Origin of the sequence: Marinobacter sp., assembly GCF_035268745.1 — a bacterium.
Taxonomy (GTDB): domain Bacteria; phylum Pseudomonadota; class Gammaproteobacteria; order Pseudomonadales; family Oleiphilaceae; genus Marinobacter.
The window spans coordinates 1-22,320 of sequence record NZ_DATFKH010000198.1; the positions used below are offsets into that span (position 1 = coordinate 1).

19 protein-coding genes and 1 pseudogene are annotated in these 22,320 nt (G+C 59.4%); 12 read left to right on the forward strand and 8 right to left on the reverse strand.

What is annotated here, in order from left to right; translation table 11 throughout:
- The coding region (nirB, locus tag VJ956_RS13400; protein WP_324085544.1) for a nitrite reductase large subunit NirB at nt 1-2,492 on the reverse strand (2,492 nt) is incomplete at its 3' end.
- A gap of 368 nt (nt 2,493-2,860) precedes the next feature.
- Between nirB and VJ956_RS13405 the strand changes: the two genes are divergently transcribed.
- A complete protein-coding gene (locus tag VJ956_RS13405; RefSeq protein WP_324085545.1) occupies nt 2,861-4,204 on the forward strand; it encodes a nitrate- and nitrite sensing domain-containing protein in 1,344 nt (447 codons plus the stop codon).
- A 19-nt stretch (nt 4,205-4,223) separates the two neighbouring features.
- Here the strand turns inward: VJ956_RS13405 and VJ956_RS13410 are convergent, their stop codons facing one another.
- The gene (locus tag VJ956_RS13410; RefSeq protein ID WP_324085546.1) at nt 4,224-4,904 is read right to left on the reverse strand and encodes a hypothetical protein; all 681 of its coding nucleotides are present in this window, start codon (nt 4,902-4,904) and stop codon (nt 4,224-4,226) included.
- 139 nt (nt 4,905-5,043) lie between these two features.
- Here VJ956_RS13410 and VJ956_RS13415 point away from each other — a divergent pair, with 139 nt between their 5' ends.
- Nucleotides 5,044-5,811, forward strand: a complete 768-nt coding sequence (locus VJ956_RS13415) for a class II glutamine amidotransferase (RefSeq protein ID WP_324085547.1) — start codon at nt 5,044-5,046, stop codon at nt 5,809-5,811.
- A gap of 63 nt (nt 5,812-5,874) precedes the next feature.
- Here the strand turns inward: VJ956_RS13415 and VJ956_RS13420 are convergent, their stop codons facing one another.
- Nucleotides 5,875-6,636, reverse strand: coding sequence for a sulfite exporter TauE/SafE family protein (locus tag VJ956_RS13420; protein WP_324085562.1), 762 nt, complete (start codon nt 6,634-6,636; stop codon nt 5,875-5,877).
- Between the two features lie 6 nt (nt 6,637-6,642).
- Entirely contained in the window at nt 6,643-7,752 is a 1,110-nt protein-coding gene (locus VJ956_RS13425; protein ID WP_324085548.1) for a hypothetical protein, read from the reverse strand.
- Between VJ956_RS13425 and VJ956_RS13430 the strand changes: the two genes are divergently transcribed.
- Together VJ956_RS13430 and VJ956_RS13435 are read left to right on the forward strand one after the other, a co-directional pair.
- On the forward strand, nt 7,751-9,238 hold the full coding sequence (locus tag VJ956_RS13430; RefSeq protein WP_324085549.1) for an amidase: 1,488 nt from the start codon (nt 7,751-7,753) through the stop codon (nt 9,236-9,238). The genes VJ956_RS13425 and VJ956_RS13430 overlap by 2 nt on opposite strands.
- Nucleotides 9,239-9,373: 135 nt before the next feature.
- Nucleotides 9,374-10,021: a hypothetical protein gene (locus VJ956_RS13435; protein ID WP_324085550.1), complete on the forward strand. Its 648-nt coding sequence runs from the start codon at nt 9,374-9,376 to the stop codon at nt 10,019-10,021.
- Nucleotides 10,022-10,031: 10 nt separating this feature from the next.
- Here VJ956_RS13435 and VJ956_RS13440 read toward each other — a convergent pair whose 3' ends face one another.
- On the reverse strand, nt 10,032-11,456 hold the full coding sequence (locus VJ956_RS13440) for an HDOD domain-containing protein (protein WP_324085551.1): 1,425 nt from the start codon (nt 11,454-11,456) through the stop codon (nt 10,032-10,034).
- Nucleotides 11,457-11,601: 145 nt separating this feature from the next.
- Here VJ956_RS13440 and VJ956_RS13445 point away from each other — a divergent pair.
- A pseudogene (locus tag VJ956_RS13445) lies at nt 11,602-11,766 on the forward strand (MetQ/NlpA family ABC transporter substrate-binding protein); the annotation flags it as partial.
- Nucleotides 11,767-11,819: 53 nt separating this feature from the next.
- On the opposite strand, the gene VJ956_RS13450 reads toward VJ956_RS13445, so the two are convergent.
- Nucleotides 11,820-12,473 (reverse strand): peroxiredoxin, encoded by a 654-nt coding sequence (locus tag VJ956_RS13450; RefSeq protein ID WP_324085552.1) that lies wholly within the window; start codon nt 12,471-12,473, stop codon nt 11,820-11,822.
- A 239-nt stretch (nt 12,474-12,712) separates the two neighbouring features.
- Between VJ956_RS13450 and VJ956_RS13455 the strand changes: the two genes are divergently transcribed.
- The 3 genes from VJ956_RS13455 to fghA all read left to right on the forward strand — a co-directional run bounded on the left by VJ956_RS13455 (nt 12,713) and on the right by fghA (nt 15,060).
- Nucleotides 12,713-13,669, forward strand: a complete 957-nt coding sequence (locus VJ956_RS13455; protein WP_324085553.1) for an alpha/beta hydrolase — start codon at nt 12,713-12,715, stop codon at nt 13,667-13,669.
- 83 nt (nt 13,670-13,752) lie between these two features.
- Nucleotides 13,753-14,172, forward strand: coding sequence for a CBS domain-containing protein (locus VJ956_RS13460; RefSeq protein WP_324085554.1), 420 nt, complete (start codon nt 13,753-13,755; stop codon nt 14,170-14,172).
- A gap of 42 nt (nt 14,173-14,214) precedes the next feature.
- Nucleotides 14,215-15,060, forward strand: a complete 846-nt coding sequence (gene fghA / locus VJ956_RS13465; RefSeq protein WP_324085555.1) for an S-formylglutathione hydrolase — start codon at nt 14,215-14,217, stop codon at nt 15,058-15,060.
- Nucleotides 15,061-15,128: 68 nt separating this feature from the next.
- On the opposite strand, the gene VJ956_RS13470 is transcribed toward fghA, so the two are convergent.
- Nucleotides 15,129-16,517, reverse strand: a complete 1,389-nt coding sequence (locus tag VJ956_RS13470; protein WP_324085556.1) for an MATE family efflux transporter — start codon at nt 16,515-16,517, stop codon at nt 15,129-15,131.
- 131 nt (nt 16,518-16,648) lie between these two features.
- Here VJ956_RS13470 and VJ956_RS13475 point away from each other — a divergent pair, with 131 nt between their 5' ends.
- Complete coding sequence (locus tag VJ956_RS13475; RefSeq protein ID WP_324085557.1) at nt 16,649-17,521, forward strand: DMT family transporter; 873 nt, start codon at nt 16,649-16,651, stop codon at nt 17,519-17,521.
- A 109-nt stretch (nt 17,522-17,630) separates the two neighbouring features.
- Here the strand turns inward: VJ956_RS13475 and VJ956_RS13480 are convergent, their stop codons facing one another.
- Nucleotides 17,631-18,797, reverse strand: a complete 1,167-nt coding sequence (locus VJ956_RS13480) for an acyl-CoA dehydrogenase (RefSeq protein ID WP_324085558.1) — start codon at nt 18,795-18,797, stop codon at nt 17,631-17,633.
- Nucleotides 18,798-18,883: 86 nt separating this feature from the next.
- Here VJ956_RS13480 and VJ956_RS13485 point away from each other — a divergent pair, with 86 nt between their 5' ends.
- The 3 genes from VJ956_RS13485 to msrA form a co-directional block, all read left to right on the forward strand.
- A complete protein-coding gene (locus VJ956_RS13485; protein WP_324085559.1) occupies nt 18,884-19,585 on the forward strand; it encodes a response regulator transcription factor in 702 nt (233 codons plus the stop codon).
- A gap of 3 nt (nt 19,586-19,588) precedes the next feature.
- Nucleotides 19,589-21,085 carry a HAMP domain-containing sensor histidine kinase gene (locus VJ956_RS13490; protein WP_324085560.1) on the forward strand — a complete coding sequence of 499 codons (1,497 nt, stop codon included), beginning with the start codon at nt 19,589-19,591 and terminating at the stop codon, nt 21,083-21,085.
- Between the two features lie 96 nt (nt 21,086-21,181).
- A partial coding sequence (gene msrA / locus VJ956_RS13495) for a peptide-methionine (S)-S-oxide reductase MsrA (RefSeq protein WP_324085561.1) occupies nt 21,182-22,320 on the forward strand: 1,139 nt, incomplete at its 3' end.

The window sequence follows — 22,320 nt, forward strand, 5'->3', positions numbered from 1 at the left end:
ACAGGCCGCTTCTGCCCCCGCTCCATGGTCCACTGCTGCACCGGGTCCTTCTTCTCCGGCGCATTCACAAACTCGCGGAACCGCTTGCGCTTGCCGGGGTCTTCCACCGCTGCCTTCCACTCGCACTGATAGCTGCCAACCAGGCCTTCCATGTGTTCTTCCAGTTCCTGGCCGATGCCCAGGCTGTCTTCCAGTACCACCTGCCTGAGATATTCCAGGCCCCCTTCCAGGTTTTCCATCCACACGCTGGTGCGCTGCAACCGGTCCGCGGTGCGGACATAGAACATCAGTACCCGGTCAATGGTGCTGACCAGTTCCTCATCATTCAGGTCGGTGGCAAACAGGTCGCCGTGGCGCGGGCGCATGCCGCCGTTGCCGCAGACATACAGGTTCCAGCCGTTCTCGGTGGCAATAACCCCGATGTCCTTGCTCTGGGCTTCCGCACACTCGCGGGTGCAGCCGGATACCGCAAATTTGATCTTGTGAGGCGCACGCAGACCCTTGTAGCGGTCCTCAAGATGAATCGCCATGCCCACGCTGTCCTGAACGCCGTAGCGGCACCAGGTGTTGCCGACGCAGGATTTCACGGTGCGCAGGGCCTTGCCGTAGGCGTGACCGGTTTCGAAACCAGCGGCGATCAGCTTTTCCCAGATCTCCGGCAACTGGCTCAGGGTGGCGCCGAACAAATCAATACGCTGGGCGCCGGTGATCTTGCTGTACAGGTTGTACTCCTTGGCCACCTGGCCCAGCACAATCAGTTTGTCTGGCGTGATCTCGCCACCGGGGACCCGGGGCACAATGGAATAGGTGCCGTTTTTCTGCATGTTGGCCATGAAGGTGTCATTGGTGTCCTGCAGCGGCACATGGTCGGTGGCCAGAACGTGTTCGTTCCAGCAGCTAGCCAGAATGGAGCCGACGGCGGGCTTGCAGATATCGCAGCCGTGGCCCCTGCCATGGTCGCGGATCAGGGTCCGGAAGGTGCGGATGCCGTTCACCCTGACCAGATGAAACAGCTCCTGCCGGCTGTAGGGGAAGTGTTCACAGATGTCCTTGCTGACTTCCACGCCGCGCTTTTCCAGTTCGCTGTCGACCACGGTTTTCAGCAGCGCGGCGCAACCACCGCAACCGGTACTGGCTTTGGTTTCAGCCTTTACCGCGCCCAGGTCAGAACAGCCGGCATCGATAACACCGCAGATGTCGCCTTTGCTGACATTGTGGCAGGAACAGATCGAGGCGGTTTCCGGCAGCGCATCCGGGCCGAGTGCGGGGGCACCGACTTCGGTTTCCGGCAGAATCAGCGTTTCCGGGCTTTGCGGCAGCTCAATCCCGTTCAGGGTGTACTGCAGCAGGGTATCGTAGGGCCCGTTGTCGCCGACCAGAATGGCACCCAGCAACTTCCTGCCGTCTTCGCTAACCACCATGCGGCGGTAGTGACCGGCCTGCTCATCGTTGAAGCGGATACTTCTGGCGCCCGGGGTCTGGCCGTGGGCATCGCCGATGGAGCCGACGTCGACACCCAGCAGCTTGAGTTTGGTGCTCATGTCGGCACCGGTAAAGGCGGCGTCCCTGTCACCGTTCAGTACCGCGGCCATGATGCGGGCCATGGTGTAGCCGGGGGAGACCAGGCCGAAGATCTTTTCGCTCCACAGGGCACACTCGCCGATGGCGTGAATGTTCGGGTCCGAGGTGGTGCACTGATCGTTGATCACAATGCCGCCGCGTTCGCCAATGGCCAGGCCGCACTTGCGGGCCAGTGCGTCCCGGGGGCGAATACCGGCGGAGAAGACGATCAGGTCGGCCTCCAGATGGCTGTCGTCACTGAAGTTCATCCGCAGGCGGGCGTCTTCGCCCTCGACGATTTCACTGGTGGCTTTTTCGGTGTGAACCTGCACGCCCAGCTCCTCGATTTTATGTTTCAGCAGGGCACCACCGTCACTGTCGAGCTGAACCGGCATCAGGCGGGGGGCAAATTCCACCACATGGGCCTCAAGCCCCAGACTCTTCAGGGCATTGGCCGCTTCCAGACCCAGCAGGCCGCCGCCGACCACGACGCCGGTTTTGACACCCTCTGCGCTGGCGCGGATGCTGTCCAGATCCTCCAGAGTCCGGTAGACCAGGCAGTTAGGGTGCTCGTTTCCCTTGATGGGTGGCACAAACGGATAGGAGCCGGTGGCCATCACCAGTTTGTCGTAGGGGTATTCGCCCTGCGGTGTTATCACCAGTTGACGATCCCGGTCGATAGCGCTGACTCCTTCGTCCAGGTGCAGGTCAATCCGGTGTTCGGCGTACCATTCAGCGGTGCCCATGGCCAGGTCACTGTGGCTGGCGCCACTGAAATATTCAGACAGGTGAACCCGGTCATAGGCCAGCATTTTCTCCTCGCCGAAAACTTTGATGTCGAAGTCGGAGACCGCAGGCGTGTCCACCATTCTTTCCAGAAAATGGTGGCCGACCATGCCATTACCGACCACGATCAGATTTTTTTTGCTCATGCCGCTCTGCCTCCCGGACAACTAAAAAAGCCGGAGCAATCAGTTCCCGAGGGAAATAACTGGTCCGGCGCCAATGCCAACAACAATGATCTGATGGTCCGGCCTGTTCCGTAGCCGGGGAGATTCATCCTTGAAACAGATAAAGCGATCTTCATGCCATATTCTCAGGCTTTCGAAAAATCATGCATTTACGGAGTTTCTCCGGATTTCTGGTGCCAGAAATCCGGGGTTTTACGCCCTGTTCAGGGGCAGATTGCACGGCTTTGGGGCTGTCCCCGGCTGGCGCGGTAATTGCTCGCTCAAACCATCTGTTGAGTCGGTCGGCCGCGAGGATAAATCCAAGGCTGACCTTGTCCCGGAGTATCGCCATGACTACCAGGCCCGATTCCACTCCCGAGCTACCCAGTGCCGGAGATTATCTGATTGCGTCAAAGACCTGTGAACTGAAGAGTCTCCAGTACTTCCTGCAGATGGGCAGGCTGGTGCAGTGCATCAGCAATCTGGTCCACGGGCTGCAGCGGGAACGTGGGGCTTCCAACGTTTTTCTGGGCTCGGCCGGTCGAAAATTCGCCGGCGAAAGGCAGGACCTGATTGCGGAGTCTGACCGCCTGAAAACGGAATTCGGCCAGGCGCTCGCTGAAATTCACCGGGATTTGACCGAACACCCGGTCAGCAGTCAGCTGCTGAACCAGATAGCATGTGCGCTCTACAGCCTGGATGGCCTGGACGAACTGAGGCAGGCTGTGTCCGCCCGGACAATCACCGCTGTAGCGGCCATGGAAGAATACAGCCGTCTGGTCCACAACCTGATCGCCGTGGTATTTGAAGCCGCCGATACCGCGGTAGACCCCACGATTGCAGGGGTGCTGGTGGCCATGGTCCACCTGATGAACGGAAAGGAGCTGTGTGGTCAGGAACGGGCTGCCGGGTCGGCCGGATTTTCCGCCGGGCACTTCGATGCCGCGCTTTCCCGGCGCATGGTGCACCTTTTCGAGGCGCAGGAACGCTGTTTCGAAGTCTTTACCGACTTTGCCGACCCGGATTCCATGAGCCTCTGGCAGGAACTCCTGGCCCATGACCGGGAGCTGGAAATTGCCCGGCTCCGCCGTCTTGCGTCTTCTGTCGGGCCCTCGGTCTCAAAGGAACCGGCGCTGGCAGAAAAGTGGTTCATGCTGATGACGGAACGTATTGATGGCCTGAAAAAAGTCGAAGAATCGGTTGAGGGCTGTTTTCATTCCCGCTGCGTTGAGCGCTTTGCCGACGCCCGCAACTCTCTTGCTCATCAGGAAGCCCTGATCGCTTCGCTCGATGCCCGGAAGATGACTCAACCGCCCGTGCTGGTGGTGTGCGAGTCGGCCACTGAAGCCAACGCAGCCAGTGCGGCAGATACAGAAAATCCAGCAAATCCAGCAAGCCCGGCCGCGGGTGCCTTCTCCGCCAGCGCCATCAGCCAGCACTTCGGCCGGTCCGTGCTTGATCTTGTTCAGGAGCAGACCCGCCGGTTGCAGCAGATGAGCAGCGAGCTTCAAAGCGCACGGGAAGCGCTGGAAGACCGGAAAGTCCAGGAAAAAGCCGTTCTGTTGCTGATGAAACATCGCCGGATTAACAACGATGAGGCCCATCGGGCACTGAGAAAACTGGCAATGGATCAGGGCAAAAAACTGCCGGAGACTGCCCGGGCACTTCTCGCCATGGCGTCGGCATTGAAGTAGGGACCGAGGCCTCTGGGGACTAGGGGGGTTCTTTAACCCGCCTGAGCATCTGCGCGGGCACCCGGTAACGCATGCCTTTTGATAGCCCTGTACCATCGACGGTGCAGCTCTTGCGGTTGACGCGGACGATCCGCCCCTGGATCTCTCTTTGCCGGGTGCCAAAGCTTACCGTGTCGCCGGGCTGCCAGTGGCTCAGTTCTGCTGAGCTTTCTACCGGCACGAAGGCTCTGGTCGATAATTCAAGCCCCTGGTTGCGAACCTGGTCCCGTAATGCGCATCTGACTTCTTCGGCCTGGCCAACGCTGTGCAGTTCGTCAAGAATCCGGTAGAAATGCCGGTTATGCACCGACCCGCGGTAGCGCTGGCCGGCACTGTGTTGCAACAGGTGCGCAAATTCATGGCAACAGGTGTGGGCCAGCAGGTTCAGCGGGCTGAGCTGCCCGTTGAAATAACCGCGCTGCTGGATTTCCCGGACAGACAACCAGCCGCTGGCGGTTTCCGGCCGGTGCTTGGCCGCAATCATTCGCGCGCCGTAGGTGATCTGATGCTGACGCGACTGGTAGTCGAACCGGTGGTAGGTTGCCTGCCCTGAGCCAACCCGACAAACCAGTGGATTCAGCGCGGGCGACCAGAGCACCTGCTCGGTTACGCTGCACATCAGTTCGCCAAGCTGGCGGGAATGGGAGGTGGGTTTCATCATGGTTGGCAGAATACGTCATTTGAAGCTACCAGCCCAACCTGCTATTTGCAGATGAATCATATTCCCGCCGGAGCCTGCAGTGCCGGTCTGAATTCGCTATGCTTTCATCAACAGGTTTTGACCAGGGACCGGAATTATCGTGTGTGAACTGCTGGCCATGAGTGCCAACACTCCAACAGATCTTTGTTTCAGTTTCACCGGCCTGACCCGTCGCGGTGGCCAAACCGGCCCGCACAAGGACGGTTGGGGCATATCCTTCTACGAAGGTAAGGGTGTGCGCAGTTTCCATGACGCTGATGCCAGCGCCAGCTCGCGTCTGGCGGAGGTTGTACAGAGCCAGCCGATCAAAAGCGAAGTGGCGGTCTGTCATATCCGCCAGGCCAATGTCGGACAGGTCTGCCTCGCCAACACCCATCCCTTTATCCGCGAACTCTGGGGACAGTACTGGGTGTTTGCCCATAACGGCCAGCTCGCCAGCTTCCGGTGCCCGCCCGGTTTCTATGAACCCGTGGGCACCACCGACAGCGAAGCATTGTTCTGCGATATCCTCAACCACCTGCGCAGTCACTTTAACCGGGACACCCCTCGCGATCAGCTGGTGCAAAGCCTGGTCCGTTTGTCCCGGGCCTATGCGTGCCAGGGCATCTTCAATCTGCTGCTGAGCAATGGCGACTGGCTGTTTACCTATTGCACGACCAAAATGGCCAGTATTACCCGTCGCGCGCCCTTTGGCCCCGCCCGCCTTAAAGATGCGGATGTAACAGTGGATTTTGAGTCCGAAACCACAGCTGACGACATCGTCAGTGTGATTGTCACCGAGCCTTTAACCTCTGATGAGCAATGGGATATCTACCAGCCGGGCGAGTGGCGGCTCTGGCGCAAGGGTGAGGTGATTCACTCGGGATAGCCTGTGCCTGTTGCCGGCGCCCGGTCAGTGCAACAGGCCCTGCAGTAGCAGGCTCAGTAACGGTTACCCCAGCATTGACTGCCCTGCCTGCCACAACAACCGGAGTGCCAGCAGCGTCAGGACAATGTTGAAAATAAGCCGGAAATGGCGGTTCTGCAGGTTTCTCAGAACATGCAGGCCGATCCAGGTACCGGCAAAGCCGAATGCGATCATGCCCAGAATAAAAAGCAGCCATTCGTGGAATACAAAGCCTGCCAGGCCGAATACCAGGGCCTTGGGCGCGTGCTGCAGGCTCATGGCGGTGGCGAAAGTGGCCACGGTTTTAAAACGGTCCTCGTGCATCTGCTTGATAAAGGCCGCGACCAGTGGGCCGGTGGCGCCCACGAAAAGGCTGATGAAACTGGTCGATGCCGAGGCGACGAAAATTCCCCCGTGCCCGAATACGCCTTTAGGCAACGCCGGCCCCCAGCACAGATAGAGCACGAAGCCAGCGATGGTCAGTTGCCAGAGATGCTCGGGGAGATCCAGTAACAGCCAGGCGCCGATGCCGGCCCCGACCACAACCCCCGGGGCAAACGCGGCAATGGCCCGCCAGTCGGTATGGCGCCAGGTCAGGGTTGCCCGGCCGGCATTGGAGCCGAGCTGGATCATGCCGTGGACCGGAATGATCGCTGCCGGGGGAATCCACAGGGCCATCAGCACCAGCAGTAACAGACCACCACCAGCCCCCAGACTGGCGGTGATCATGGAGGTAAGCACGGAGGTCAGCATCAGCCCGATGGCAAGGGCCGGACTCAGGCTGTCAGGAAGACTGAAAAGTTCCATCATCCGTTAACTGCAGAACGGCTCGGCTGCCAGAGCAGCTTTGCTACAGAGGGCTTCCGTTGCCAATTGCACATCAGCGACATAATACAGGGACGCCAACCCGAGCCGGTCCCGCCCGAGATTGTGAAAAATCATGCCGAACAGAATGTCGCCGGCGCTGAAATCTTCATGTTCGCGGGCAAAATAGTCAGCAGGTTGCGAGAGCTGTTCATCGTTCAGCAATGAAATGACTCTGCCCACGCCACCGTGGTAGGCCTGCACCAGCAGCAGGGTGAAAAGCCGGTCCTGTTTGTCGGCAGGCAGATGGCCGAACTGGGCCTTGAACGCCGGCTGAAGATTGCGGGCGTTCTGCTGCATCAGTTTCAGGGCGCAGTCCACCTGAGCCAGCCGGTGCCAATGGTTAGCGGGCTTGATACGGCAGTCATTCAGGGCAGAAGGCGATAATTGCAGAATGCCTTTGGCATTGGCTCGGGAGTGCGCGTGGGCCTGGCCACTGCTTTCGATCAGTACCTGGCCGCCAAGGTATCCCGGCAATGTGGCAGGCAGATTCAGGCGTTGCTGGCTGATGCGTGTCTGATAAACGTAAAGCAATGCCTCGTGCAGTGAGCGCGGCTGTTCGCGGGAAGCGAAGCTGAGGTCATCCCAGGTTCCCCACAGGCGGTCTGATTCGGTCCGGCCAAGATAGCGGTCAACCGCAGCAGCCAGGTCGACATGGGGCTGCCGGCACGATAACGCAAACGGATAACCGGTGTTTTCGAGGCTGCCGCTGGCCCAGCTTTCAACTTTGCCGCTGGCGGCAAACGACGCCCTTGTTTCATTGAGCCGCGCCTGGGTGGCCTCGCGGGTGGCGCCATCGTCAATGTAACCAAGGAACTCGCCCCGACGATCAAACAGGATGTGGCGATCCTGGCTTGAGCAGAAGCCGCGCTCTTTCAACACCCAGCGGCGGATGGTCGTCATATTCTGGTAGACGCCCTGACTGACCCGGTAAGGCGAGTCACGGACAATGGTTACCCAGTCTTTCTGCGGCTCGGGAGGTTCACCGGCATTTGCAATCGGTGCAATAATGCCGAGCAGAGCCCCGACGGCAGCCACACAGCAAATGGAATTCCTCATGAAGCAATCCGAATACCTTCGATTCGACGCCGTTGCCCTTGCCGACCTGATCCGCCGCAAGGAAGTCACTGCACGTGAGGTATGTGACGCGGCCATTGACCGTGCCGTGTCGGTTGACGACCGGTTGAATGCCATCTGTTACCCCCAGTTCACGGATGCACAAAAACAGTCCTTTACCGCTGATGGTACCTTCTGTGGCGTACCAATGCTGCTTAAAGATTTGTCCCAGCAACAACAGGGCCACCCCTGCACCAGTGGCAGCCGTGGCCTGAAGAACAACATTGCCGGCCAGGACTCGGAGTTTGTCCGCCGTGCGCGTGCAGGCGGGCTGGTTATTCTCGGCCGCACGACGACGCCGGAATTCGGCCTGAAGGGTGTGACCGAACCGGAGCTCTGGGGACCAACCCGCAACCCCTGGGATCCTGAACGTACGCCCGGCGGCTCCAGTGGTGGCTCTGGCGCTGCGGTGGCCGCCGGTATCGTGCCCATGGCGGGCGCTAACGATGGCGGTGGCTCTATCCGTATTCCGGCGGCCTACTGCGGGTTGTTCGGGCTGAAACCTTCCCGCGGGCGGATTTCCTCGGGGCCATTTGCCGGCGAGGCCTGGACCGGTGCGTCTACGGATCATGTTGTCACTCGCACCGTCCGTGACAGTGCTGCCATGCTGGACGTTCTGGCGGGACCGGCGACCGGCGATCCGTATGTGATTCCGCAACCGGTTGCACCCTTCACCGAGCTGATGCAACAGCCTCCCAGACCCCTGCGGATCGGCGTTTTTACCACTTCACCCTACAACACCGGGGTGGCACCGGAATGTGTCGATGCCGTTGAAGATACTGCGCTCCTGCTGGAAGGCCTTGGTCATTCGGTGGAATACGCCCGGCCGGATTTCGATGGCATGGCGCTGGCCCGCTGTTATCTGGCGCTTTACCTCGGCGAGGTATCCACCCTGATGGACTATGCCAAATCCGAGCTGGGTGCCCGTGACCGGGATTTCGAGCTGGATACCCGCCTGCTCGCCATGCTTGGCCGGACCTTGCCGCTGCCGGAATACATCAGGCGCCGGCAGCAGTGGAATGACTTTTCCCGGGCATTGGGCGCCTATTTCGAAACCTATGACATGTATCTGTGTCCGACCGGGGGGCAGATGCCGGCAAAGATCGGAGAGCTGGACACTCCGGCTCACCTGCAGGTCGTTGCAAGGTTGATGCTGAAACTGAATGCGGGAAAAATCGTGCACCTCAGCGGCAAGGTGGAGCAGTTGACCTTGGAAAGTCTGGCAAGAACCCCATTTACCCAGTTAGCGAACCTGACAGGCACACCGGCCATGTCGGTGCCGCTGAACTGGACTGCCGGAGGCCTGCCGGTGGGTGTCCAGTTCGGCGCGCCCCACGGTGCCGAGGGCGAGTTGCTGAAACTGGCGGCTCAGCTTGAGGAAGCCAACCCCTGGTTTGGCCAGTATGAGCGGCTGGAATCGTTGAGTTGACGACCCGACGGCGCGCATTGTGATCCATGCATGTCAGTTTCACGTTTATTTTTGGGTCAGGAACAGTCTATGCTGTGAGACAGGAGGATTCTCCCTCCTGCAAGACCCTGATGGCATCGAGGAGGCGAGTGACGTATGAACCAACCGATGGCAATCGACGAACTGGTATCTGTAGCGCAGGCCGAAGCCATGGGGGAGCTCGACGCCCCGATGATGGCGATCGTACTGGCCAGTGAACAAAGCTACGATCTGCCCATTAACTCTCTTGAAACCGATGCCGACAAGGCCCGCTGGGGACTGATCCTTCGCGCCGCCCGTGAGCATGTGGAAGCCGATGCAGTGGCAGTTCTGTACCCGGCCTGGACCACCATTCGCAACAAGAAACCTGCGGCGGCTGCTATAGAAAGCGGGCAACCGGATACGCCGAAAGCGGCAGAGACTGAATCCGAGTTCGATGAACACAGCCGGGGTGAAGATCCGGCCGAGCCCATCGATACGCTCTTTGTGCAGCTCCATACCCGTGACCGTATCTACTGGCGTGGCTTCGAGCAGATCCGGGATCCCAAGCACCAGAGGATCATCGGATTTCGCCGGATCAAGGCGCTGTCCACGGACTATGGCCGGGAAGAATCGCCTGCGGTCACCTCATGGCTTGACACCCTGTTTGAGCCGCTGCCAGATGAGGGCGAGGAAACCGAAGTAGATCGTGAACTGGCGGACATGCTGGAAGAGCCGGAAGTCAGCGCGGCGCTCTATCCCCGGCAGATGCGGGCGTTGCACTGACTCTGCCGGCTCAGTGTCCTGACATCAGGGTCAGACACAGCTGGGCATTCTGGACAAAATGCGCGAATGCGGTCAGCTGATCCCTGGAGGGAACATAGTCGGCTGGGGCGTTGTCGGCATAGAACAGGCCGATCAGCCGGCCTTTGGCCCTGATCGGCGCGACCAGCGCCGGCACCCTTCCCAGCCAGCGGTCGAACTTTACGGGTTCACCGGTTTGTTGCGGCTGGTAGATGTAGCCGCCTGCCTCGGGCAGAAGCACCCCCAGGGCACCACTGCCATCCCGGCGGATGGCGAAATTATCTTTCCAGGCATCCGTGCCTTTTCCGCCCAGCCTGCGGGGAATCAGTTCAATCCCGCTGCGGTCGATCATCAGCAAAGCAACTCGTTGCATGCCCACTGCACGATGAATCCCTTCGATCACCAGCTGACAGACCTCGTTAATGTCGGGCTGTTCCGCCAGGGTGTGGGTCAGATCCCGTAAAATCTGAAGCTGCAGGACGGGATCAACCTCCGGAGCCTGCTGGACACTGGTGGCCTGATCATCCCGATTGCCCGGCATCAGGGCGCCTGCCTGCGGAATGCCCAGGGATACCGCCACTCTCGCGGCCTCGGCGGCATTGATCTTTACCTGGTCACGCACTGTCGCCGGGTTTTCGCCGATATCTTCCGCCAGGGCCTCCAGTGCCTTGTCCATGCCGCTTTCCCGCCAGCCGCGTTCCGACAGTCTGGCCATTTCCACACAGTGGCGCACCAGGCTGGCGCCCTTGGAGTTGGCCTTGCCTGCCGAGACGATATCCTTGATAAACGGACCGAGAGACCAGGCCTCCACCAGACCCCGGGTGATATCGGTAAACGTGGTGTGCAGCACCGCTTTCTGCGCTTCCACCGGCGGCTGATCCAGCCTTAATGCCTGCTCCAGCTCCACGGCCTGCTCGGTGTCACAGCTCCAGAACGCCAGTTCGCCGATGTTCATCAGTAATGCGCCGATGAATACCTCTTCCAGCGCCTGCTCGTTGCGTTTCGGCAGCAAACACCTGGCCTGAACCGCGGCATGGATGGCCAGTGCCAGGCATCGCAGCAATTGGGTGCGGTCATTGCGCTGAAGCAGTGAATCCACAATCAGCGATGAAATGGCCATGGATTTGACCGAGTCAAAGCCAATCAGCGTGATTGCACGGCTGACGGTGCTTACCTGCATGCGGGTCTGATTATAGAACACGGTGTTGGATAGCCGGAGTACCTGGGAGGTGAGCTGGGCATCGTTGAGAATAACATCGGCCAGTTCGTTCACCGTGCTGTTGCTGTTGTCTGTGAGTTCACCGACGCGGCGCAGTGTGCTGGCCAGAACCGGGAGTTCCACCTTGCTGAGATAGGTTACCCAGGCGTCGGTGGAGTTCATTCTGGGGCCTGCTGCCGGGCCAGTGTGTTTGCTCAAAGTTGCGTCCATCCTGAATTGGAAATGAAAACCCCGGGCGTGCAGGGAGCCAAACGCGCCTTCGATATTCTAGTTCACCTGGCAAGCGGAGGTAAGTTCCGGAAGCACATACGGGGATCTGCCAAGGCGTCTGGCTCGGGTTTGGCTGGTGATTGAAGGCCCTGACTCACCCTATGTGAATATCCTGGTGGCCCGTCCCGACAACAGGGACAGTGACGCGGTACAGAAACTGGCGCAAGCGCTTAACTCTGAAGAGGTCAGAGCGTTTATTCTCGATAACTACGAAGGTTCTGTGGTTCCGGCATTCTGAACAGATCCGCTTTGTCGGAGACGTAAAAAAACCGGGCCAAAGCCCGGTTTTTATTATTCACCGCCCCAGTTAACCGATGGATCCGGCGTCATCCGCAGGTAGGGTCTGACTGCATTGTAACCTTTGGGGAAGCGCTTCCTGATCTCGTCTTCATCCTGCAACGACGGCACGATGACGACGTCTCCCCCCTTCTCCCAGTTACCCGGCGTGGCGACCTTGTGGTCATCCGTCATCTGCAGCGAGTCGATCACTCGCAGAACCTCGTTGAAGTTCCGGCCCGTGCTTGCCGGATAGGTGATGGTCAGGCGCACTTTTTTGTTCGGGTCGATGACGAACAGGGAACGGACCGTCAGGCTGCTGTCTGAGTTCGGGTGAATCATGTCATACAGCTCGGACACCTTACGGTCCTGGTCTGCAATGATCGGGAAGTTGACGGTGCAGCCCTGGGTTTGATTGATGTCCTCGATCCACTGGGTGTGGGAATCAACCGCGTCCACACTCAGGGCAATCGCCTTCACGTTGCGCTTCGCGAACTCGTCCTTGAGCTTGGCCGTCAGGCCCAGCTCGGTGGTGCACACCGGGGTGAAATCGGCGGGATGGGAAAACAGGACGCCCCAGCCATCGCCCAGCCATTCGTGAAACCGGATAGTGCCTTCACTGGATTCCTGCTCGAAATCCGGTGCCGTATCCCCCAGACGTAAACTCATAGTGATCCCTCCGCTTGGTGATTTTAAAACCATAGACGTAGTTATGGTGACAACCGACCGCAAAACCAAGGGTCGGCCATGTCGTTTGTTCAGAGGCTCCCTAATCCGTCCGCTTACTTTGTTATTCATTAATATGGTGTGAGTTTAATCGGCTCCTGCCGGGTTAAACAGCAGGCTCTGGTGTAAAAATCCGGCATGTGGGTTAACCTGCGGCTAGCAGCCAATGGGAGCAGCATCGCATGAGCCAGACCCAAACAGCGACCGGAACCGCCGGGAATCAGACCCTGACGCCGGAACCTGAAACCTTCCACCTCGACGTTGGCGATCTCAGCTTCTGCGTGGAAACCCGTGGCAACCCCGGTGGCGAGCCGGTCATCTTTATCATGGGCCTGGGGGCGCAGATGACCTTATGGCCAGAGGCACTGCTGGAGCAATACGTCCGGGAAGGTTACCGGGTCATCCGTTTTGATAACCGTGACATCGGGTTGTCGACCCACCTGCGGGCCCGGCTTGAAGGCCACCCGGTGACGGTGATGGCAAAGGCGCGCATGGGCCTCAGCATTCCCGCGCCCTACACACTTCACCACATGGCGGCTGATGTGTGTGGTGTCATGGACGCCCTGGGGCTGTCCAGCAGCCACCTGGTGGGGGTGTCAATGGGTGGAATGATTACCCAGCTTGTTGCCGCCACCTGGCCCGAACGGGTGCGTTCCGCCACCCTGATCATGACCTCCACCAACAGCCCTAGCCTGCCGATGCCAAAACCTTCGCTGATTGTCCGGCTGGCCGGCGCTGGCAAGCGGGGAAACGATGAGCAAACGGTTGTCGAACGGTCGATGGATTTCTGGAAGCTGATCCAGAGCCCGGGGTTCCCCCCGCGGGATGAAGAACTCCGCGAGCGCATCACTTTCAACTATCGCCGCAGCTACCACCCGGCGGGCATATTGCGCCAGACCCGTGCGATTCTTGCCACTGGCAGCCTGTCATCATCAACGCGCCGGATCCGTCAGCCGGTGGCGGTTATCCACGGCAGGGCTGATCCACTGGTGCGCCCGGAGGCGGCCAGACAACTTGGCTATCTGATACCTCACGCGCGGGTGGAAATGATGGACGGCATGGGGCATGATCTGCCTCAGCCGCTGTTGACCCGCTTTGCCGAAATCAGTTTCGAGACTATGGCAAGTGCCGGGAACTGAGTTAAATTTTCAGTTTTCCGGTGGATTGCCTATGGTTAGGGGTACGGCACCGATAACTTACCGTTTATAGATGGAGTTTCTTCATGGAATCGCTGACAGCTTCCGATGTCATGTCCAACCACATCGAACCTATCCGTTGTGGAACACCTTTGACCAAGGTTGTAAAAACGCTCCTGCACAATCACGTCTCCGGTTTGCCGGTAGTGGATGATCATCGCAAGGTGATCGGCTTTATCTCCGAACAGGACTGCATTCACGCCCTGCTGGTCAGTAACTATCACGGTGAGGGTGATCCCGTGGTCGATGATGTGATGTTCCGTAACCCGGTGTCCATTTCCCGGGAGATGTCGCTGGTGGACCTGGCCCAGAATCTTGGCGCTGGCAAACCCAAGGTTTACCCGGTTACGGATCATGGCAAGCTGATCGGCATCGTTACCCGCAGCGCAATCCTGGCGAAGCTGGCCAAGGCCAACCTTGGCATTGAAGTATCGAAAAGTCCCTAGGGTTGTGCGGGATGAATACAATTTCCAGACAATGAGGCTTTCATGGACCTGATCTCTACCAATGTCTGTTTCAACGGCGAGCACCGGCGGTACCGGCACCGCTCCGCAGCACTGGACTGTGAGATGGAATTTGCCGTGTTTCTTCCGCCGGCGGCGATTGGCAGTGACTCCCGGAAGGTGCCGGTGCTTTACTGGCTGTCAGGCCTGACCTGCACGGACCAGAATTTCATGCAGAAGGCAGGGGCCCTGAAACACGCCGCCGAACTGGGCCTGGCGATTGTCTGTCCGGACACCAGTCCACGGGGCCTGGGGCTGCCCGGCGAAGACGACAGCTACGATTTCGGCACCGGTGCCGGATTTTACGTTAACGCAATCCGTCAGCCCTGGGCGCCCCATTACCGGATGTATGACTATGTGGTGAAAGAGGTTCCGCAATTGGTGGAGTCCAACCTGCCAGTCACCGGGAAGCGTTCAATCAGCGGGCACTCAATGGGGGGCCATGGAGCGCTGATCGCTGCCCTGAAGAACCCGGGACATTACCAGTCGGTGTCCGCATTTGCGCCGATCGCCCATCCCTCGGCCTGTCCCTGGGGCAGGAAAGCATTTGAAGGTTATCTGGGTACGGACACGTCAGCATGGGAGGAATGGGACGCATCGCTGCTGATTCCATCAGCCAGGGAGCGTCTGCCGCTGCTGGTCGATCAGGGTACGGCGGATGAGTTCCTGGAACAGCAGCTCTATCCGGAGGCACTTGCCGACGCCTGCGAGAAGGTTCATCACCCGATACAACTGCACATGCGCCGGGGCTACGACCACAGTTACTTCTTTATCGCTTCGTTTATCGATGCCCATCTGGACCACCATGCCCGGGCGCTTGGTCTGCGGTAGCGAAACTCCCGGGCCTGTCCCTGCCCGGGAGTCGGATAACGGCAGCCTCAGGACCCGGGCACGGGGTTTCAGTTCAGGGCGGGCCTGAACGTAAACAGTCGCATTCCCAGCAGCACACTGGCGGTTGCCAGCCCACAGGTCAGACCGATCCAGAAGCCGGGGGCGCCCATGGCGGGCAGCAGCCAGTCGGTAAAGGTCAGGGTCCAGCCCAGAGTCAGTCCTACCCCCCAGAATGAAAACAGCATGATAAACAGCGGGATGCGGGTATCCCTGTAGCCGCGCAGGGCGCTGATGCAGGTAACCTGGATGACATCTGCAATCTGGAAAATGGCCGCGAATAGCAAAAGCTGTACAGCGACAGCGCGCACCTCAGGGTCGTTGGTATACAGCGCGGCTATTTCCGGCGACAACAGAAACAGCGTCACGGCAAAGAAAAACGCGACCGAGATCGCCAGAAGCAGTGAGCTGAGGGCGATCAGCCTTGCGGTTTCGGGGGCGCGTGCGCCGAGCAGAAAACTGACCCTCAGGGTCAGCGCCATGCCGATGCTCAGCGGGAGCATGAACAGCAAGGACACCACATTCAACGCAATCTGATGGCCGGCGACCACCACCGGGCCAAGTGGCGCCAGAAACAGGGCAATGACTGAAAACAGACTGGCTTCCACAAAAATGGTGATACCAATAGGGATGCCCAGGCGAAGTATTTCGCGGATGCCTTCAGGGCTGGGCCTTGCCCAGTCTGTTATCAGGTTGAAATGGCGGTAGGCCTTGCCACGGTTGAGGTAAATCACCAGGGCCGTGACCGCCACCAGGTTCGACAGCGACGTTGCCCAGCCGCAGCCAACCCCGCCCATGGCCGGCATGCCGAATTTGCCGTAAATGAAGATATAGTTGAGCGGCAGATTGACCAGCGTACCAAGCACGGAGAAGACCATGATCACCCTGGTATGGCCGAGCCCGTCCGTCAGCCCCCGCAGCGACATCATCACCAGCATGAACGGAATGCCCCAGGCAAAAGCATCCAGATATCCCTGGGCAATACGGGCGGTGTTGAACTCCAGCTTCATCAGCTTGAGTACCGGAAACATATTGGTCACCAGCACAATCATGATCACCGCGCCGGCGGCGGCGATATAGAGCCCTTGCCAGGTGGTGGGCATGATCCGGTCAAATGTGCGGGCGCCGTTAAAACCGGAAATAATCGGCTGCAGGGCCCCCAGCAGGCCCATGAAAAACAGGAAGACCGGTATCCACAGACTGCTGCCAATGCCCACGGCGGCAAGATCTTCAGCGCTGGCATGGCCGGCCATCACTGTATCGATCACCCCGTTGGCCATCTGTGCCACCTGGGCGATCAGGATCGGACCGCCCAGAGTTGCCAGCGTGCGCCATTCGGTCAGCGTGCGCTGAATCAATGGCTTGCGGACCTCGGGTAACGGCTGGTGAATTTCATCCATAGTGCTGGTCACTCGGCCTGGAAAGCTGAACTTCGATCTTTCTGAGAGCCGCGATGGTAACCTATACCCTTCCCGATTGGCATTTGGTGATTGGCGCGGACACAGGCAGAGCGAACGGCAACGAGAGTGGTATGGGTCTTCTGGTTTTTGTAACAGTTTTATGGGCGTTTTCTTTCAGTCTGATTGGCGAATTCCTTGCAGGGCAGGTAGACAGTGATTTTGCCGTGCTGACCCGGGTATTGCTCGGAGCTCTGGTTTTTCTGCCGCTGACCCGCTGGCGGGGTGTACCCGGAGGCCTGAAGCTGGGTGTGCTGGTGACCGGAATGTTGCAGTTCGGCATTACCTATCTGTGCCTGTATCGCTCGTTTAGCTACCTGACCGTTCCGGAGGTGCTGTTATTCACTATTTTTACGCCCCTCTATGTCACCCTTGTTGATGACGCTTTCTATCGCCGGTTTTCGCCGGTTGCGCTGATTGCGGCGGCGGTGGCCACCCTTGGTGCCGGTATTATCCGCTATGACGGGCTCAGCCAGGATTTCATTACCGGCTTCCTGCTGCTTCAGGTGGCCAATTTCACCTTTGCGGCGGGGCAGGTGGGCTACAAGCACACCATGATGCGCTTTCCGCTGGACCTGCCGGCCTATCACACCTTCGGGTATTTCTTTTTCGGTGCCCTGATCATTGCCCTGCCGGCCTTTCTCATTTTTGGCGATGCCGGCCGGCTGCCGGCTACCACCCTGCAATGGGCCATTCTCGGCTGGCTGGGACTGGCGGCGTCCGGGCTGGGCCTGTTCCTGTGGAATCGCGGCGCCTGCCACGTTGATGCCGGAACTCTGGCGGTGATGAACAATGTGCTGGTGCCCGCCGGACTGCTGGTCAATCTGCTGATCTGGAACCAGGATGCAGACCTTGTACGACTGGCAGTCGGTGGCGGGGTTATTGGACTTTCGCTCTGGCTCAATGCCCGGTTTCATCCCCGCGCCCGGATCGCCGTATTCTCCTGACCTTCAGAACCCGGTTCCGGCACGGGCCGGAAAACCGGCAAGTGCAAACAGCAGGGTCAGGGCCGGCAGGATCGGGTTTGTTCGGTTCACGAGAGCGTATCCCGGGGGGTTAGCTGAATGCCTGCAGGCCGGTCTGGCCGCGACCAAGAATCAGGGCGTGGATGTCGTGGGTGCCCTCGTAGGTGTTCACCGATTCCAGATTCATGAGGTGACGGATCACGTGGTATTCGTCGGAAATACCGTTACCGCCGTGCATGTCTCTTGCGGCGCGGGCGATATCCAGGGCCTTGCCACAGTTGTTGCGCTTGAGCATGGATACCGCCTCGGGCGAGGCGTTGCCCGCATCCATCATCCTGCCCAGCTGCAGCGTGCTCTGCAGACCCAGGGAGATCTCCGTCTGCATATCGACCAGCTTCTTCTGCACCAGCTGGTTGGCGGCCAGAGGTTTACCGAACTGCTTGCGGTCCAGGGTGTACTGCCTTGCCGCGTGCCAGCAGAATTCGGCCGCGCCCAGAGCGCCCCAGCAGATACCATAGCGGGCCTTGTTGAGGCAGCTGAAAGGCCCCTTCAGGCCGGTAACTTCCAGCCGGTTCTGTTCCGGCACGAACACCTCGTCCATGAAAATGGAACCGGTTGCGGACGCCCGCAGCGAGAACTTGCCCTCAATTGTCGGCGTGTCCAGCCCTTCCATGCCACGCTCCAGGACAAATCCGGTGACGGTGCCGTCGAGTTTGCCCCAGACCACAAACACATCGGCAATCGGCGCGTTGGTGATCCAGGTTTTTGCGCCGCTGACGCGGTAACCGCCGCTGACGGCCTCTGCGCGGGTTTCCATGTTTCCGGGATCAGAGCCGTGGTTCGGCTCGGTCAGCCCGAAACAGCCGACCAGCTCACCGGTCGCAAGTTGTGGCAGCAGCCGTTGTTTCAGGGCTTCCTGGCCAAAGGCATGAAGCGGGTGAATCACCAGGGAGGACTGGACACTCAGAGCAGAGCGGTAAGCGGAATCTACCCGCTCGACCTCGCGGGCAATCAGGCCATAGCAGACGTGGCTCAGGCCGGGGCCACCATAGGTTTCCGGCAGGGTCGCGCCGAGCATTCCCAGGCTGCCCATGGCGTTGAAAATCTGCCGGTCGAAGGTGCCCTCACGGTTGGCCTGCACAATGCCCGGCATCAACCGCTTGTCACAGAAGGCCCGGATGCTGTCCCGGACCTGGCGCTCATCGCTCGCGAGCTGGCCTTCCAGATCCAGCAGATCATTCCAGGGAGTTTTGCTCATGGGGGCTCCGGCATATCGTGATGGAATTGTGAACTTTCGGGGTTAGACTGATTTCAGAGTTTAACTTCGATACGACCCCGAACGCCATGAGCCGAAAAGTACTTATTATTGAAGACAGCCCAGGCATTGCGGATCTGGTCCGCATGCAGGTGGGGGAGCTGGGGATGACGCCCGTGCTCTGTGACCGCGGTGACTCCGGGCTGGCCCGTTTTCACGAAGGTGGCATTGACCTGGTCATTCTGGATCTGATGCTGCCGGGGCTGGACGGCCTTTCGGTGTGTCGTGAGATTCGCTCGGGCCCGGACTATGTGCCGGTGCTGATGCTGACCGCCAAGACCACGGAGCTGGACCGGGTTCTGGGTCTGGAGATGGGCGCGGATGACTACCTCACCAAACCTTTCAGCGTGGCGGAACTGTCGGCCCGGATAAAAGCCCTGTTTCGCCGGGTGGATGCGATGGCCGCCCGGTCCGGTTCGGCCGCAGAAGAGGTCGAACTCCAGGTGCCCGGGTTGAGGATGGACCCGGCGCGGCGACGGGTATTTGTCAGGGACCGGGAGGTGGAACTGACCGCCCGCGAGTTTGATCTGCTCTGGCACTTCGCCAGCCAGCCCGGCCGTGTGTTCAGCCGCACCCAGCTTCTGGACAGGGTGTGGGGGTACAACCATGAAGGTTACGAGCACACCGTCAATACCCACATCAACCGACTGCGCGGGAAAATCGAGACCGACCCTTCCCGGCCGGAATTTATCGAGACGGTCTGGGGGGTGGGTTATCGCTTCCGGGAATGAGTCATGCTGAAAACCCTCTATACCCGCCTTGCCCTGGGCCTGTTTCTGCTGCTGCTTCTGGTCGCGCTGCTATACGGTTTTATCAGCTTCTACTCGCTGAAACAGTACAACGCCTCGGTGAATCAGGAGATTCACCGCAACCTGGCCCGCAATCTGGTGGCGGACCGGAATCTGGTCAGCGGGGGCGAGCTGGATAAAAGCGCCATGGAAGAGCTGTTCGCGCTTTACATGACGATCAATCCGAGCATCGAGATTTACCTGCTCGACCTTGATGGCACAATCCAGTCCTATTCCGCCGACCCGGCAAAAATCAAACGCAACCGGGTTTCGCTGGAACCGATTATGACGCTGCTTTCGGACCCCGGGCAATATCCGGTGCTGGGGGATGATCCCCGCAGTCACGAACGGCAGAAGGTGTTTTCGGTGACCCCGGTGCCGTCGATGGCTGAGCCCGAGGGCTATCTCTATGTGGTGCTGAGGGGCGAGGAATACGACGCCGCCGAAACCATGGCGCGGGGCGGCCAGCTGGTTGCCCTGAGCGCCTGGGCGTTGCTGGTCAGTCTGGTGGTGGTGATGATTGCGGGGCTTCTGGTGTTCCGCTTGCTGACCGGACGCCTTACCCGTCTGACACGGCTGGTGGAAGACTTCGAGGCGGGAGACATGAGCCAGCATCCGGAGCAGACCTGGCGTAGCCAGCGGCCGGCGGTGAAGGACGAAATCGACTACCTGGGGGTGACCTTCGACAACATGGCGCAGCGTATTGCCAGCCAGATCGAGCAGCTCAGGGAAAAGGATGCCCAGCGCCGGCAACTGGTGGCGCAGGTGTCCCACGACCTGCGCACGCCATTGGCGTCGATGCAGGGCTACCTCGAGATTCTGAAACTGCGCCGTGACCGGCTGAGCCGGGAAGAGCAGGAGCGGTTTCTGCAGATTGCGCTGCTGGAAGGGTACCGGCTGAGCCAGCTGGTGGATGAACTTTTTGAACTCGCGGCACTCGAAGCCCGAGAGAAGCAACCCGACCCGGAGTGCTTTCCGCTGGCGGAACTGGTCCACGATGTGGTGCAGAAGCACATGCCCAGGGCGGATGAGCAGTCCATCGTACTTTCGGTTGGCGGTAATCCGGACATTCCCCGGGCCTTTGCAGATCTGGCGATGACGGAAAGGGTACTGGACAACCTGATTGGTAATGCTATTGCGTATACTCCTGAAAACGGACGGGTCAGCGTTCGGTTTGAGGCAGCCAATGGCCGGCCAGGGGTATCCGTGCGCGACAGCGGCCCCGGCATTGCGGTGGCAGACCTGCCCCATATTTTTGAGCCCTTTTACCGCGGAGAAGCCGGCGGCGACAGACGCCATGCGGGGCTGGGTCTGGCCATTGCCCGCCGGATCATGACCCTGCAGGGCGGGGATATCGGGGCTGAAAACAACGCGGACGGCGGGGCCGTTTTTTCCATCTCGTTGCCCGCAGCTGACGCCCGGAACGGTGCCGACCGCGAATGATCCTTTCGGCGTTATAGAATCGTAATGAACGGGAGAAGCCGTTGTGACAGATCAGGTTCAGACTGTTCACAGCCAAACAACGCAAGAGGTCTGATTATGAAACGCTATCTTTTGGTAGTCTCTGCCGTGCTCGCAGCCGGTTTTATGGGGCTTAACGCCGGGGCATCGAGTGCCCCCGACAACAAGTACGCGCCGGACGATCCCGATCTGGCGGTGGCCACGTTTGCCGGCGGCTGCTTCTGGTGTGTCGAAGCGGCGTTCGAAAAACGGGTACCGGGGGTCGAGGAAGCGGTGTCGGGTTACAGCGGCGGCAGCAAGGAAAACCCCACTTACCAGCAGGTTGCTGGCGGCCAGACCAACCATACCGAGGCTGTTCAGGTCTACTATGACCCGTCGAAAATCACCTACGAGGGGCTGTTGCAGACCATGTGGCGTACCATGGATCCCACCGACAGCAATGGCCAGTTTGTGGATCGGGGCAAGCAGTATCGCCCGGCCATTTTCTATCACAACCAGGAACAGAAGCGGCTGGCGGAAGCGTCGGTAGCGGCGCTTGAAGAGTCAGGCCGGTACGATGACCCGATCACCATCGAGATCGTGCCCTTCGAAAAATTCTACGTGGCCGAGGAATACCATCAGGACTACTACAAGAAAAATCCGGTTCGCTACAATGTCTACACCTTCAACTCCGGACGTTATCAGTTTGTCGAGAAAGTCTGGGGCGACGATCAGGAAGTGGATTATTCGCAGTACCGTCCGCAGGCGGAGATGAACTCCGGTGGCAGCAAGGCCAGCAACGGATTTGATCCTGATACCTTTACCAAGCCTTCCGACGAGGTGCTGAAGCAGAGGCTGACAGAGCGGGAGTATCGCGTAACCCAGAAAGACGGTACCGAGCCTGCCTACAGCAACGAGTATTACGACAACAAACGCCCCGGTCTGTATGTGGATGTGGTGTCAGGCGAGCCGCTGTTCTCATCCGCCGACAAGTACAGGTCCAATACCGGCTGGCCGAGTTTCACCAGGCCGATCAGTCCCGACATGGTGGTCGAAAAAGAGGACAACAAGCTCTTCATGACCCGCACGGAAATCCGCAGCCGCTATGCCGATTCCCATCTTGGCCATGTGTTCAACGACGGGCCCGAACCCACCGGTCTGAGATACTGCATGAACTCCGCTGCCATGGAGTTCATCCCCCTGGAGGAAATGGAGGCCCGGGGTTACGGCGAGTATAT